We start from the raw sequence: 12,994 nt of genomic DNA, 5'->3' as shown, positions 1-12,994 counted from the left end.
ACACAAAATTATTGATCATTCCGATCGAACAATATGAACGGCAGCGTCCGGCGTGGAAGGAACTATATACCGTCGGCGACGCAGTGATTGGTAGCGACAATGGTCTCGCCCGGTACACTCACGGCACTCACGGCGCTCGCGGATGGCTCGCAGGCCGAGTACGAACCGACGATCGACACGGAGACGGGTGCGGTGAGCTATCCCGACGCCGAGATGCGCCTCGATGCGGGCGATCCGGACGCCTTCGAACTGCTCGAATCGCTGGCCAAACGCGAGATCCTGGGCAAGACGTTCGAGGAGAAAGTGTATCTCTGCCCCGGGTGCGGGGCCGAAGGGATGGCCTACACCACCGCCTGTCCGAGCTGTGGCTCGGCCCACACCGTCGAGACCGAACTGTTCGAGCATCTCTCGTGTGGCCATATCGCCGCCCGGGAGGCGTTCGAAGCCGGCCCCGACGAGTACGTCTGTCCCGACTGCGAGGCCCATCTCGACTCGCTCGACGAGATCGAGAGCGGCCATCGCCACGTCTGTCAGGACTGTGGCTCGTACGCAGAACAGCCCGAACACGGGCTGCGCTGTCGTGACTGCGGCGATATCTACACACCCGGCGACGCGACCGAGCGCGTGCTCTGTCGGTACGCGCTGACCGACGAGGGGACCCGCTGGGTGGAAGCACAGCTCGCCGCCCGCGAATCGATGGTCGAGACGCTCGAGGAGCGCGGGTTCGACGCGCGCGCGAACACGACCGTGACCACCGATCGGGGCGACCGGCCCGTCCACGTCTACGGCGAGGACGAACTGCTCGACAGCCGCGTCGTGGCGGCGATCCACGAACGCCCCGGGCGGGAGGCCGCGACCCAGCTGCGCGACATCGCGGCCGCCGTCGACGCACGACCGTATCTCGTGACGACGCTCGGCTCCGTCGAGAAGGACGTCGTCTCGATCGCCGAAGGGGCCGACATGCGGATTCTCAGCGCCGACACCGAGGGGAGCCTCAGCAACGACTACCAGATCACCGAGGGGAAGCGCACCTCGCCGTCGCTGGTCCAGCGCATCGCCTCGGCGGTCAGACAGCCCTAATCGCGCAACTGCGCCACCTGTCGGCGACGCGTCGCGAGATCGGTGTTCGGATCGAGCGTCGGATCGCTCGCCAGTCTATCAATGACGAGCAGCGGGTCCGTGCCGGCCCGCTCGACGCGTTCGAGCAGTATCTCGACGGTCTCGCGATGGAGTACGAGTGAATCGAGCAGTCCGATCGCGAGCGCCATCGGCACTGCCGCCGCGCCGGTCGGAAAGTCATCACTCACGGCCGTGAAATCGGGGTTCGAGTTGGCGCTCTCGGCAGTGTGGAGCGCGAGGCAGTGCGTACAGAGCGCGGCCGCGGGTTCGTCGAATCCGTCGAGTCCATCGGGAACCGCGAATGCCACCGTGGCGGCCCCGCAGTCGGGACAGTCCATGCCTGTCGCAGGCGATCCGGCGTGAAAAGCCTGCCCGGCAGCGGGTACGGCCGGCGGTTGCGGCGGCGGTCTGCGGTCGCGGCCCTGGTGGATGAAGGGCGAGGGAGCGAAGCGACTGAGGGCTTCTGTGGTGCTGTGCGGTTGCTGTGCGGAGAGGATCAGTATCCGCGCGAACATAGTGAGCGCGGTTCACCGCGAGTGAGCACGAAGTGCGAACGAGCGGGAGTTTTTAGTCCAGGTTTTTGCGACGAGTGGTCGGCGAATGAAGTGAGCCGACCCGAGGAGTAAAAAAGTGGGTTTCTAGTCGTCAGCCGGGGCCGCAGCACCGGAGCCGCTCTGCTGCGCTTTGGTGTGGGGCAGCTTGCCGCCGTCGGCGAGGATCTCGCGCTCGCGTTCGGAGGCGTCGAGCAGGCCGGTGGTTTCCCAGTCGTCGTTCACGCGGATGGTGAACTCTTCCTGGCCGGAGCGGACGGCCTCTTCGACGTCGTCGACGATCTCGATGTCGTCGCCTTCCGCGATGTTCTCCTGTGCGTCGGCGTCGATCTCCAGCGGCAGGAGGCCGAAGTTGAAGAGGTTCGCCTTGTGGATGCGGGCGAAGCTCTGTGCGAGGACGCCCTCGACGCCGAGATACATCGGGCAGAGGGCGGCGTGCTCTCTCGAAGAGCCCTGACCGTAGTTCTCGCCGGCGACGAGGAAGCCGCCGTCGGCGTCGAGCGCGCGTTGTGCGAACTCGTCGTCGACGCGCGAGAGGGTGAACTCGGAGAGTTTCGGGATGTTCGACCGGTACATCAGGATGTCCTGCGTGGCAGGGATGATGTGGTCGGTCGTGATGTTGTCGCCCATCTTGAGCAGCGCCGAGCCCTCGAGGTGCGCGTCGAGCGGGTCCTTCAGGGGCACGTCGCTGATGTTCGGCCCTTTCACGAGCCCGTCGTCGACGGACTCGTCGGGGGCGATGAGGTCGGCGTCCGAGCCGTCGTAGGTGTCGGCCATCTCGAAGCCGGGGTCCTCGAGGTCGCCGAGCTCCTCGGCGAGGTCGCGCGGGTCGACGATCTCGCCGGCGAGCGCCGACGCCGTGGCGACCTCCGGCGAGCAGAGGTAGACCGAGTCGTCCTCGATGCCCGAGCGGCCCTCGAAGTTGCGGTTGAACGTCCGGAGACTCACCGAGTCGGAGGCGGGCACGTGGCCGATACCGATGCAGGCACCACAGGTGGCCTCGGAGAAGTTGACGCCGGCGGCCATCATCTCGGCGGTCCAGCCCTCGCGCGCGAGCAGTTCGGAGGCCTGTTTCGAGCCGGGTGCGACGATCATCTCGGTCGTCTTGTTCACTTCGCGGCCTTCGAGCATCTTCGCGCCGGGCAGGATGTCCTCGTAGGCACCGTTGGTACAGGAGCCGATGATAACCTGATCGACGTCCTCGCCGGCGACCTCGTCGACGGGGACGACGTTGTCAGGCATCGACGGCGTGGCGATGAGCGGCTCGATCTCGCTCAGATCGACCTCGATCCGATCGTCGTACTCGGCGTCGTCGTCCGGGCCGATCTCGACGTGTTCGTCCTCGCGGCCGAGTCGCGAGAGGAATTCTTCAGTACGGTCGTCGGTTGGGAAGATCGAAGTCGTGGCTCCGAGCTCGGTGCCCATGTTGGTGATCGTCGTCCGCTCGGGCACCGAGAGGTTCTCGACACCGGGACCGGTGTATTCGAGCACCTTGCCGACGCCGCCCTTCACGGAGAGTTCGCCGAGCAGGTGGAGGATGACGTCCTTGGCCGTCGCCCACTCGGGGAGCTCGCCCTCGAGGTGGACGTTGACGACCTCGGGCATCTCGATGTAGTAGGGGCCGCCGCCCATCGCGACGGCGACGTCCAGTCCGCCCGAACCGATGGCGAGTTCGCCCATCCCACCGGGGGTCGGGGTGTGCGAGTCGCTGCCGAGCATCGTCTTGCCGGGCGCGGCGAACCGCTCCTTGTGGACCTGGTGGCAGATGCCGTTGCCGGGGCGCGAGAAGTGTGCACCGTAGGTGCCGGCGGCCGAGCGAAGGAAGCGGTGGTCGTCGCTGTTCTTGAAGTCGAACTGATAGGTCTGGTGGTCGCAGTACTGGGCGGCGAGTTCGGTCTGGACCTCGTCGAGGCCGAGCGCCTCGAACTGGAGCCAGACGAGCGTGCCAGTGGTGTCCTGCGTGAGCACCTGGTCGATGTCGATCCCGATCTCCTCACCGGTTTCGAGCTCCCCCTCGACCAGATGATCGTCGAGGATCTTCTCCGTCAGCGTTGTTCCCATAGCGTCGGACACTCGGCTACCCATCGGTATAAACCCCGCGCGTTTGGCACGAAAGACCACCATACTTGGTGCAAATGTTGCCATTTCGGACGGACGAGAACGGCGAATGGGAAATTCGTCGAGAGAAAGGAGGGGAGGGGGTGGCGAGAGCAGTGGCGCGCGGGAGTGCCGAAGGCACGACTCGTGCGAGGGATGAGCGACGTGAGCGAAGCGAACGGAGCGAATCGGTTGGGGAGGTACGTGGGCGTTGGCGGTGCGGTGGCGGGTTCTCATCTGCATCGGGATTCGCGGCGGTAGATGTGACTCCGGAGATCGGCACCACGATCAGGTTCACTCGTTCACTTAGTAAGATCGATACGTATCGCTTCGATACGCCTTTACTCACGACCGAAAAGCGCAGGTATGTACGAGAGCGGGGCGTTCGTCGCCGCACAGCTCGCGACCGTCACGGACGAGCAGATCCAGCCCAACGGCGTCGATCTCACCCTCGACGCCGTATTCGAACAGCGGAATGCCGGCCATATCGGGGTCGATGGCAAGACGGTCGGCGAGCGCCGGGAACTCGACACGGACGACTCGGGAAGCTACACGCTCACACCGGGCGGCTACGTCGCCCGCTACGCCGAGACGATCCGGGTGCCCGACGACCACATCGGATTTATCTACCCGCGCTCGTCGCTGATGCGTAACTCGTGTATGCTCCATACAGCCGTCTGGGACGCGGGCTACGAGGGTCGCGGCGAGGGACTCCTCGAAGTCCACCACGAGATCGAGATCGAGCGCGGCGCACGGATCGCGCAGTTCGTCCTCGCTGACGCCGATCACGACGGTACCTACGACGGCGACTATCAGGGAGAGAACGTCGCGTAGCTCAGCTGTCGGACTCGTTCTGTAGCTCTTCGAGCTCGGCCTCGACTGCCGGATCCGTCCCGTTCTCGTCGGCGTCGGCCCCGCCGTCGGCGGCGCTCGCTTCGCTCGTCTCGGCGTCGACGCTCTCGTCGGCCGGTTCGCTCGCGGCATCGCTCGTCGATTCGTCGGTCGAACCCTCACCCATCTCCGCTTGGAGGGTTTCGAGCTCGGCGTCGACCTCGCTGTCGGTGCTGAGCGAGTCGAGCTCGCGATCGATGCTGTCCTTGTCCGAGAGCGCGTCCTCGAAGGCCCCCGACTGTTCGAGTTCGTCCATCGCCTCGGCGCGCGCCTCCATGTCCTCGGTGCGCTCGTTGGCGCGCTCGATCGACCGGCTCACGTCCTCCATCTCGTCGCCGGCACCGGTCATCGCCTCCGAGACACGGGTGCTCGCTTCGGCGGCCTCGTAGCGCGCCTTCATCGTCTCCTTCTGCGTGCGGAACTCCTCGATCCGGCTCTGCAGGGTGTTCTTCTTCTCGACGAGCTGGTCCTGCGTGTCCTGAAGATCGGCGATCTGGCCCTCCAGGTCCTCCATCTGGTTCATCTTCTGCTTTTTCTTCTCCAGAGCCTGGCGGGCGAGGTCATCGCGGTCCTGTCGGACCGCCTCGCGGGCCTGTTCGTTGTGTTTCTCGACGTTCTCTTCGAGTCGGCGCTTCTGGATTTCGAGGCGCTTCTTCTGTGTGGTGAGATCGGCGATACCGCTCTTGACGTCCTGGAGCTGGTCACGGAGCTGCTCGTAGGAGTAGTCGAGCTGTTCGCTCGGGTCCTCGGCGCTCCCGAGGATGGCGTTCAACCGCGACCGGATGACGTACGACGCGCGCGAGAGGATCCCCATGTCGAGCCCTAGTGGGCCGCTATCTTAAAACACCTACCACACAAACGACGGGCGATGGACGTCGTACTCCCCGGCGGACGGGACGTCCGTGGCACGCTCGACGAGCCGGACGAGTCACGCAACCCCGGAACAGTCATCGTCGCCTGCCCGCCACATCCCCAGCAGGGTGGGACGCGCTCGGACCAGCGACTCACGGCCGTGAGCGACGCACTTGGCGAAAGGGGAATCGCCTGCCTTCGCTTCGACTACGGGGCGTGGGACGAAGGCCGGGCCGAACAGGACGACGTGAGAAACGCCATCCGCTGGGCGCGCGAGCGGTTCGCCCGGGTGGGGCTGTTCGGCTTCAGTTTCGGCGCGACGATGGCGCTGTGTGCGGCCGCCGACAGCGAGCTGTGGGCGGTGTGTGCGCTCGCACCCGACAGCGGCGAGGCGATGGCCGCGGATGCAGACGCGGTGGCCGCGCTCGACGAGATCGGAAATCCTGTGAGGATCCTCGCCGCCGAGCGCGATTCGACCGCCGACTGGGAACCGGTCGTCGAGCGGGCCCGAGGATGTGGAATCGAGGTGGACGAACTGGCGGCCGATCACTTCTTCGTCGGCCAATCGAGAAAAGTGGCCGAGCGGGTCGCGACGTTCTTCGATGAATCCCGGTAGTGGACGGTGGCCATCGGGCGCTCCGAAACGTCTTTCCCTACCGGTTGCTCACCGTTGCTATGCCGACCGATTCGGGTCCCGCCTCGGGACCGAAGTTCGTTTTCGTCACAGGTGGTGTAATGAGCGGCCTCGGAAAGGGGATCACGGCAGCGAGTACGGGTCGATTGCTCGAAAACGCCGGGTTCGACGTGACGGCGGTCAAGATCGATCCCTATCTCAACGTCGATGCCGGGACGATGAACCCCTACCAGCACGGCGAGGTCTACGTGCTCAAGGACGGCGGCGAGGTCGACCTCGATCTCGGCAACTACGAGCGGTTCCTCGACGCCGACATGACGTTCGATCAGAACATAACCACCGGCAAGCTCTACAAGAACGTCATCGAGAAGGAGCGCGCCGGCGACTATCTGGGGAAGACGGTCCAGATCATCCCCCACATCACCGACGACATCAAGCGCCGGATCCGGGACGCCGCGGCGGGCCACGACGTCTGTCTCATCGAGGTCGGCGGCACGGTCGGCGACATCGAGGGCGGCCCGTACTACGAGGCCATCCGGCAGTTCGCCCACGAGGAGCGCGAGGAGGACGTCCTGCTCACCCACGTCACCCTCGTCCCGTACTCGAAAAACGGCGAACAGAAGACCAAACCGACCCAGCACAGCGTGAAGGAGCTCCGCTCGATCGGACTCCAGCCGGACGTCCTGGTCGGGCGCTGTGAGGACGAACTCGACGCCGACACGAAGGAGAAGATCGCGCTGTTCTGCGACGTGCCCACCGACGCGGTCTTCTCGAACCCCGACGTCGAGGACATCTACCACGTGCCGCTGGTGGTCGAGGAGGAGGGGCTCGACGAATACGTGATGGAAGAGTTAGAACTCGCCGACGACGCCCGGCCGAAAGCCGAGCGCGCGAGCCAGTGGCGCGACATCGTGACCCGCGAGCAGTCCGGGACCGTCACCGTCGCACTCGTCGGCAAATACGCGCTCGAAGACGCCTACCTCTCGATCCACGAGGCGCTCAAACATGCAGGGCTCGAACACAGTACCGACGTCGAGGTGCTCTGGGTCGACGCCGAGGAGATGGCGAACACCCACGAACAGCGCCTCCGCGAGGCCGACGGCATCGTCGTGCCGGGCGGGTTCGGCACGCGCGGCACGACCGAGAAGATCGCCGCCGCACGCTACGCCCGCGAGAACGACGTCCCCTTCCTCGGGCTCTGTCTCGGCTTCCAGATGGCCGTCATCGAGTACGCCAGAAACGTCTGCGGGCTCGACGACGCACACTCGACCGAGATGGAAACCGAGACGCCCCACCCGGTTATCGGCCTATTACCCGAACAGTACGACGTCGAGGATCTCGGCGGGACGATGCGCCTCGGTGCCCACGAGACCGACATCGAGAGCGGGACGCTCGCGGCGGAGCTCTACGGCGAGCACTGTACCGAACGCCATCGCCACCGCTACGAGGTCAACCCCGAATACATCGAGGAGTTAGAATCCGCCGGCCTCCGGTTTTCGGGCCGGGCGAACAACCGGATGGAGATCCTCGAACTGCCGGACCATCCGTTCTTCTTCGGCACGCAGTTCCATCCCGAGTTCCGCTCGCGACCCCAGCGAGCGAGCCCACCCTTCGTGGGCTTTCTCGACGCCGCGATCGACGAACGCGAGCGGCCAGTCAGCGAGGTGGAAGCCTGATGGTCGAAGTAGAGCAGTTCATCGACGACGCCGTCAACGAGATCGACGAACAGGTCGGCGACGCGGACGCCGTCATCGCCCTCTCGGGCGGCGTCGACTCCTCGGTAGCGGCCGCGCTCGCCTACGAGGCACTCGGCGATCAGCTGATCCCGGTCTACGTCGACACCGGACTGATGCGCAAGGGCGAGACCGAACAGGTCGAGGAGACCTTCTCGTACATGGAGGGGCTCAAAATCATCGACGCCCACGAGCGGTTTCTCGACGAGCTCTCGGGGGTGACGGACCCCGAGGAAAAGCGCGCGATCGTCGGCGAGCGGTTCATCCGCGAGTTCGAGCGCGAGGCCCGCGAGGCCGACGCGGAGTATCTCGTCCAAGGCACGATCTATCCCGACCGCATCGAGAGCGAGGGCGGGATCAAATCCCACCACAACGTCGGCGGACTGCCCGAGGTCGTCGATTTCTCGGGTATCGTCGAGCCCGTCCGCGAGCTCTACAAGGACGAAGTCCGCGAGGTCGCCCGCGCGCTCGATCTCGACGCGCTGGTCGCCGAGCGGATGCCGTTCCCCGGTCCGGGGCTCGCGGTCAGGGTGCTCGGCGAAGTCACCGAGGAGAAACTCCACGTGGCACGGGAGGCGACACACATCGTCGAGGAGGAGCTGGAGGAGTACGATCCGTGGCAGGCGCTCGCCGCGGTCATCGGCAAGGCCACGGGCGTGAAGGGCGACAACCGCGTCCACGGCTGGGTCGTCTCGGTCCGGGCGGTCGAGTCGCGAGACGGGATGACCGCCCGCGCCCAGGAACTCGACTGGGCGACGCTCCAGCGCCTCCAGAGCCGGATCACCGGCTCTCTGGAGAACGTCTCCCGCGTCGTCTACGACGTCACACACAAACCGCCCGCGACGATCGAGTACGAATGAGCACGGCCGTTTTCGTCGGTCCCGACCCCGAAGGACTCGGCGACGCGCTCGAAGCGGAAGGGTTCGACGTGACGCGCATCGACGGTATCGCCGACGGCGCGGCGCTCGAAGACGCCGGCATCGACGCGGCCGAGCTGTACGTGCTCACCGACGTCGGTCAGGCGACCTCGATCCCGGTTGCCGTCGACCGCGCCGGCGAGCTCCGCGTCGTGGTCTACGCGCGTGAGTCACTGCCGGAGTTCGCCAAAGGGCAGGCCGACCTGCTGCTCGATCCCGCGCTCTTCGAGCCCGAAACGGTCGCCGAGGAGCTTACTGGAACGACGCGATGACGTCCGCGGTGCTCTCGTTTCCGTCGACACAGCGTTCGTTGTAGGTCTCCATGAACTCGCGGGCGACGTCGATCGCGCCGTCGCGACCCTCGATCCCCTCGCGAACCGGCTCGGTCGTCCCGCGGTCCGCGTCGACGACGTTGAGCCGCCAGACGTCCTGATCCGTGTCGGCGGTGTTCGTCGCCGGCTGGATGTGAACCTCGATCCCGTCGCGCTCGTAGCGGATCGGCTGCTGTGGGTTGTACTGGCCGGCCTGTGCGTCGGAGTCGGGCTGTTCCCAGCCATTGGGGAGTTCGTCGCCATTGGTCATGCGACCTATTAGCGCCTGAATCGGTAAAATCCCTCAGTTAGCGGCGAGCTCGGCGAGTCGCTCGTCGCCACCTCGGCAGAAGGGCACGCCGTGGCCCATGCCGAGGGCGTCGAACGACGGTGCGCGCTCGGCGAGCGACCGCACGCTCCGCTCGACGGTCGCGGTGTCGTAGCTCACGAGCCACGGCGAGGCGGTGAGCGCACCGCGGTCCTCGAAGACGAGATCGCCGAGAAAGCCCGCCGAGCGCTCCTCGTTCACGAACGAGGTGTGACCGGGCGTGTGTCCCGGCGTGTGGTAGGCCGTGAACGAGCCGACCTGCTCGCCGTCGGCGATCGGTTCGATCGGGCAGTCCAGCATGCGAACGAACGGTCCCGAGACGCGCTGGAGCAGCCCCTTGTGGTTGTTCCAGGGCGGTTTTCGCTCGCCAGTGAGCACGGCGGCGTCGGCCGCGCCGACACGGATCGTCGCATCGAGATCCGAAAGACGGGCGAGTGCGCCGACGTGGTCGAAATCGTAGTGGGTGAGCAGCACGCGCTCGATATCCCCCACGGTGTGGCCGGCGTCCTGGATGCCAGTTTCGATAGCATGCGCGTCGAACGGCGTGCCGGCATCGACGAGCGTGAGTACGTCATCCTCGACGAGATAGGCGTTCACGCCGGTCAGTTCGAACCAGTGGATGCCCTCGGCGAGCTCGGTTGCCATGTGGGGACGAGGAGCGCGACAAGGGAAAGCATCGGGGTGATAGAAATTGTTAGCGCATACCTCCGCCTGTGAAGTACCCCGCGTCGGGTGACGCGGGGCTTCCGGGTCTTGGTCGGCGAGTCAAAATGACTCGCCTCCCGCACCGGAATTTAATTCCCTTCGGCCTTCCCAGAGGGTCGGTCGGAACCATTAGGCGGGGGTTGAGCGGTAGGCCGTTTCTGTGTCTGTGCAACCGCTTTTCGTCGGCGTATCGGTGAACTGGGTTTCCTACCATAACGCTTAGTAGTGTTCGGGTGTATAGTGTGCATACGGATGAAGACCACACGGCACGCGACTTACAACCTCAACTATCACATAGTGTGGTTGCCGAAGTACCGTCGTTCGGTACTGACGGGGACCGTCGCGCGCCACGTCGAAGACATCATCCACGAGATAGCAGATGACAAGGGCTTGGAGATTATCGACCTCACCGTTCAGCCCGACCACGTTCACCTATTCGTGAGTAGCCCACCGAAGCACGCACCCTCGTTGCTCGCCAACTGGTTCAAAGGAATCTCGTCGCGGAAGTACAACCACCGCTACGCGAGTTCCGATGAGCAGAAAATCAAGTGGGCGCGCGGGTACTACGCGGGTACGGCAGGCAAGGTCTCCAGCGAGACAGTTCAAGACTATATCCAGCGCCAAGAGGCCGAAGCATGAACGAGGTCACGAAAACGCTGGAGCTGAAACTCGTCTCACCGAACGCCCACAAGCGGCGAAAACTCCGCGAGACGACCGACGCCTACCGTGCGGCGCTCCACGCCGCGTTCGACGCTGGCTGTTCCACACAGTCGGCGGCGAACGACGTGGTAGTCGAGTACGACTTGTCTGGCTACGCGAAGAACGCGCTCAAGCAGTACGTCCCACAACTGTGCGGTGGAAGCTACGACGCCGACGAGCTTCACGACGAGCACCCGGTTCGGTTCACGAACGAGGGTGTTCAACTCGACCACAAGCCACAGAACGCCGTCGAGTGGTACGTGAAAGTCCCGCACCACGACGACTACCATCTCTGGGTTCCCACGCAACCGAACCCCGAACAGCGTCCGTGGGTTGAAGCCGTCTTCGCGGAAGACGCCGACATGGGCGAGTGTCGGCTGTTCGACCGCAACGGCGAGTGGTATCTGCATATGGTGGCTACACGGGAGGTCGAACAACGATCACCCGATTCGGTGTCCGACAAGACGCCGATTGGTGTGGACATCGGGGACTCTGCATTGCTCACGGTGTGTCACCGTGACGAGCGCGGCGCCCCGACTGCACCAACACTCTGGAACGACGAAGGCAAAGACGTTCGACGCCTTCGGAAGACGTATTTCACCGCCACGCGGCGGCTTCAGGAACGCGGGAGCAACTGTATCACCGAGTCGTTCGGCGACCAACTTTGGCGGCAAATAGATCACATCCTCCACGCCGTAACGGATGCTGTGGTCGAGCACGCCGCGTCGGTCGAGAATCCTGTCCTCATGCTCGAAAACCTCACGTACATCCGTGAGAGCATGGACTACGGTTCGTACATGAACCGTCGCCTTCACGGGTGGGGCTTCGCCAAGATGCACGCCCAACTGTGCTACAAGGCCGCCGAACGCGGTATCCCCGTTGAGACGGTGAACCCCGCGCACACGTCCAAAACGTGCCACGTCTGTGGCGAGGCGGGATACCGCCCCGAACAGGCGGAGTTCCGCTGTACGAACGAGGAGTGTTGGGTCACGTCCTACCAAGCGGACGTGAACGCCGCGCTAAACATCGCAGACCGCTACTCCAGCGGAGAGAGCCGTTCAAGAGAACACACGGACGGCAATGACTCGGCTGGAGATGGGGCGCGTTTGACCGCGCCACAAGACAGCCAAGCCGATGGTGAAGCCCACCAGCAGACGCTTGGAACGTATGCGTCTTGAAACCGACAGTAGCCGCGACGGCTACTGAAATCCGATGGTCGGATTCCACGTCGTTTACGGCGTGGAGGAGGTCAACAGAGAGGGAGAGGGAAAAAGACGGGAGGAGAATGAGACTCAGAACGGCAGTCGTGCCCGGAGGAAACTCGACGCGGTGCGCGAGAGCGATGGTCGCCGGATGGCGCGCAACTCCTCGTCGGTGAGTTCGAAGTCGAACACCTGGAGGTTGGCTTCGAGATGCGCGGGGCTCGTCGATTTCGGGATCGTCGAGACGTTGTCCTGTTGGACCAGCCAGCGGAGCGCGACCTGTGCAGGCGTCTTGTCGTAGCGCTCGCCGATCTCGGCAAGGAGGTCGTCGTTCACCGCGCCGCCGTGGGCCAGCGGGCTGTAGGCCGTCAGCATGAGGTCGTTGATCTGGCAGTAATCGAGCAGCGTCGACTGATCCCAGAAGGGATGATACTGTACCTGGTCGGTGAGGATCGGCGCGTCAGCGTGCTCGCGGGCGGCGTGGAGACGCGAGAGGCCGAAGTTCGAGACACCGATGTGCTCGACGAGCCCGTCGTCGACGAGGTCGTCCATCGCGCCGATCGTCTCTTCGAGCGGTGTACCAGTGTTCGGCTGGTGGATCAACAGTAGATCCACGTAGTCGGTTTCGAGCTTCCGGAGGCTCGCACGGGTCGACGCCAGCACGGAGTCGTGATCGCGGTTCGACGAGCCGAGCTTCGTCGTCAGGAACAGTTCGTCGCGAGCGACGTCCGATTCGGCGATGGCCGCGCCGACCTGGCGCTCGTTGCCGTAGGCCTGGGCGGTGTCGACGTGGCGATAGCCCAGTTCGAGTGCCGTCGCCACGGCACGCCGGCAGGTCGGCCCCTCCATCCGCCACGTGCCGATCCCGAGCGCCGGGATCTCCGTGTCCTGAACGGTAACGTACTCCATGTGGAGCAGTGCATCGGCAGGCGGTTAACCTCCCGGCCTCCGGCAG

Annotated in this window: 14 protein-coding genes; 8 read left to right on the top strand and 6 right to left on the bottom strand. The window is 64.8% G+C overall.

The genetic code is table 11. The features are described from left to right. The first annotated feature begins 99 nt into the window (after window positions 1–99). Window positions 100–1,080, top strand: a complete 981-nt coding sequence (locus C451_RS11435) for a TackOD1 domain-containing metal-binding protein (RefSeq protein WP_007740681.1) — start codon at window positions 100–102, stop codon at window positions 1,078–1,080. On the opposite strand, the gene C451_RS11430 is transcribed toward C451_RS11435, so the two are convergent. Then, on the bottom strand, window positions 1,077–1,457 hold the full coding sequence (locus C451_RS11430) for a DUF6276 family protein (RefSeq protein WP_007740680.1): 381 nt from the start codon (window positions 1,455–1,457) through the stop codon (window positions 1,077–1,079). The genes C451_RS11435 and C451_RS11430 overlap by 4 nt on opposite strands. Window positions 1,458–1,757: 300 nt before the next feature. Beyond that, window positions 1,758–3,731, bottom strand: coding sequence for an aconitate hydratase (locus tag C451_RS11425; protein WP_007740679.1), 1,974 nt, complete (start codon window positions 3,729–3,731; stop codon window positions 1,758–1,760). Between the two features lie 402 nt (window positions 3,732–4,133). Here C451_RS11425 and C451_RS11420 point away from each other — a divergent pair, with 402 nt between their 5' ends. Then, window positions 4,134–4,601, top strand: a complete 468-nt coding sequence (locus C451_RS11420; RefSeq protein ID WP_007740678.1) for a deoxyuridine 5'-triphosphate nucleotidohydrolase — start codon at window positions 4,134–4,136, stop codon at window positions 4,599–4,601. Window position 4,602: 1 nt separating this feature from the next. Here the strand turns inward: C451_RS11420 and C451_RS11415 are convergent, their stop codons facing one another. Next, window positions 4,603–5,472 (bottom strand): PspA/IM30 family protein, encoded by an 870-nt coding sequence (locus tag C451_RS11415; protein WP_007740677.1) that lies wholly within the window; start codon window positions 5,470–5,472, stop codon window positions 4,603–4,605. Window positions 5,473–5,526: 54 nt separating this feature from the next. Here C451_RS11415 and C451_RS11410 point away from each other — a divergent pair, with 54 nt between their 5' ends. From C451_RS11410 to C451_RS11395, 4 genes are read left to right on the top strand one after another with little or no spacing between them, the layout of a single operon-like run. Further along, window positions 5,527–6,126 carry an alpha/beta hydrolase gene (locus C451_RS11410; RefSeq protein ID WP_007740676.1) on the top strand — a complete coding sequence of 200 codons (600 nt, stop codon included), beginning with the start codon at window positions 5,527–5,529 and terminating at the stop codon, window positions 6,124–6,126. Between the two features lie 59 nt (window positions 6,127–6,185). Beyond that, the gene (locus C451_RS11405) at window positions 6,186–7,820 is read left to right on the top strand and encodes a CTP synthase (protein WP_049913091.1); all 1,635 of its coding nucleotides are present in this window, start codon (window positions 6,186–6,188) and stop codon (window positions 7,818–7,820) included. Next, window positions 7,820–8,737, top strand: coding sequence for a glutamine-hydrolyzing GMP synthase (gene guaA / locus C451_RS11400; protein ID WP_007740674.1), 918 nt, complete (start codon window positions 7,820–7,822; stop codon window positions 8,735–8,737). The genes C451_RS11405 and guaA overlap by 1 nt, the downstream gene beginning before the upstream one ends. Beyond that, window positions 8,734–9,066, top strand: a complete 333-nt coding sequence (locus tag C451_RS11395) for a DUF7126 family protein (protein WP_007740673.1) — start codon at window positions 8,734–8,736, stop codon at window positions 9,064–9,066. The genes guaA and C451_RS11395 overlap by 4 nt, the downstream gene beginning before the upstream one ends. On the opposite strand, the gene C451_RS11390 is transcribed toward C451_RS11395, so the two are convergent. Further along, window positions 9,047–9,376, bottom strand: a complete 330-nt coding sequence (locus tag C451_RS11390; protein WP_007740672.1) for a hypothetical protein — start codon at window positions 9,374–9,376, stop codon at window positions 9,047–9,049. The two genes, C451_RS11395 and C451_RS11390, sit on opposite strands and share 20 nt — an antisense overlap. Window positions 9,377–9,409: 33 nt before the next feature. Further along, a complete protein-coding gene (locus C451_RS11385; protein WP_007740671.1) occupies window positions 9,410–10,078 on the bottom strand; it encodes an MBL fold metallo-hydrolase in 669 nt (222 codons plus the stop codon). 312 nt (window positions 10,079–10,390) lie between these two features. On the opposite strand from C451_RS11385, the gene tnpA reads away from it, so the two are divergent. After that, a complete protein-coding gene (gene tnpA / locus C451_RS11380; protein ID WP_007740666.1) occupies window positions 10,391–10,777 on the top strand; it encodes an IS200/IS605 family transposase in 387 nt (128 codons plus the stop codon). Beyond that, the gene (locus tag C451_RS11375) at window positions 10,774–12,015 is read left to right on the top strand and encodes an RNA-guided endonuclease TnpB family protein (RefSeq protein WP_007740663.1); all 1,242 of its coding nucleotides are present in this window, start codon (window positions 10,774–10,776) and stop codon (window positions 12,013–12,015) included. The genes tnpA and C451_RS11375 overlap by 4 nt, the downstream gene beginning before the upstream one ends. A 114-nt stretch (window positions 12,016–12,129) precedes the next feature. On the opposite strand, the gene C451_RS11370 is transcribed toward C451_RS11375, so the two are convergent. Continuing rightward, a complete protein-coding gene (locus C451_RS11370) occupies window positions 12,130–12,948 on the bottom strand; it encodes an aldo/keto reductase (protein WP_007740661.1) in 819 nt (272 codons plus the stop codon). Window positions 12,949–12,994: the final 46 nt, after the last annotated feature.

It is taken from the genome of Halococcus thailandensis JCM 13552, assembly GCF_000336715.1.
Lineage (GTDB): Archaea > Halobacteriota > Halobacteria > Halobacteriales > Halococcaceae > Halococcus > Halococcus thailandensis.
The sequence above is the reverse complement of the archived record's forward strand: the minus strand, read 5'-3'. Positions and strand labels throughout refer to the sequence as shown.

Bases quoted from the DNA above. Each gene is read 5' to 3' on its own strand.
- C451_RS11435 (WP_007740681.1), top strand. From the start codon at position 100: ATGGTCTCGCCCGGTACACTCACGGCACTCACGGCGCTCGCGGATGGC.
- C451_RS11430 (WP_007740680.1), bottom strand. From the start codon at position 1,457: ATGGACTGTCCCGACTGCGGGGCCGCCACGGTGGCATTCGCGGTTCCC.
- C451_RS11425 (WP_007740679.1), bottom strand. From the start codon at position 3,731: ATGGGAACAACGCTGACGGAGAAGATCCTCGACGATCATCTGGTCGAG.
- C451_RS11420 (WP_007740678.1), top strand. From the start codon at position 4,134: ATGTACGAGAGCGGGGCGTTCGTCGCCGCACAGCTCGCGACCGTCACG.
- C451_RS11415 (WP_007740677.1), bottom strand. From the start codon at position 5,472: ATGGGGATCCTCTCGCGCGCGTCGTACGTCATCCGGTCGCGGTTGAAC.
- C451_RS11410 (WP_007740676.1), top strand. From the start codon at position 5,527: ATGGACGTCGTACTCCCCGGCGGACGGGACGTCCGTGGCACGCTCGAC.
- C451_RS11405 (WP_049913091.1), top strand. From the start codon at position 6,186: ATGCCGACCGATTCGGGTCCCGCCTCGGGACCGAAGTTCGTTTTCGTC.
- guaA (WP_007740674.1), top strand. From the start codon at position 7,820: ATGGTCGAAGTAGAGCAGTTCATCGACGACGCCGTCAACGAGATCGAC.
- C451_RS11395 (WP_007740673.1), top strand. From the start codon at position 8,734: ATGAGCACGGCCGTTTTCGTCGGTCCCGACCCCGAAGGACTCGGCGAC.
- C451_RS11390 (WP_007740672.1), bottom strand. From the start codon at position 9,376: ATGACCAATGGCGACGAACTCCCCAATGGCTGGGAACAGCCCGACTCC.
- C451_RS11385 (WP_007740671.1), bottom strand. From the start codon at position 10,078: ATGGCAACCGAGCTCGCCGAGGGCATCCACTGGTTCGAACTGACCGGC.
- tnpA (WP_007740666.1), top strand. From the start codon at position 10,391: ATGAAGACCACACGGCACGCGACTTACAACCTCAACTATCACATAGTG.
- C451_RS11375 (WP_007740663.1), top strand. From the start codon at position 10,774: ATGAACGAGGTCACGAAAACGCTGGAGCTGAAACTCGTCTCACCGAAC.
- C451_RS11370 (WP_007740661.1), bottom strand. From the start codon at position 12,948: ATGGAGTACGTTACCGTTCAGGACACGGAGATCCCGGCGCTCGGGATC.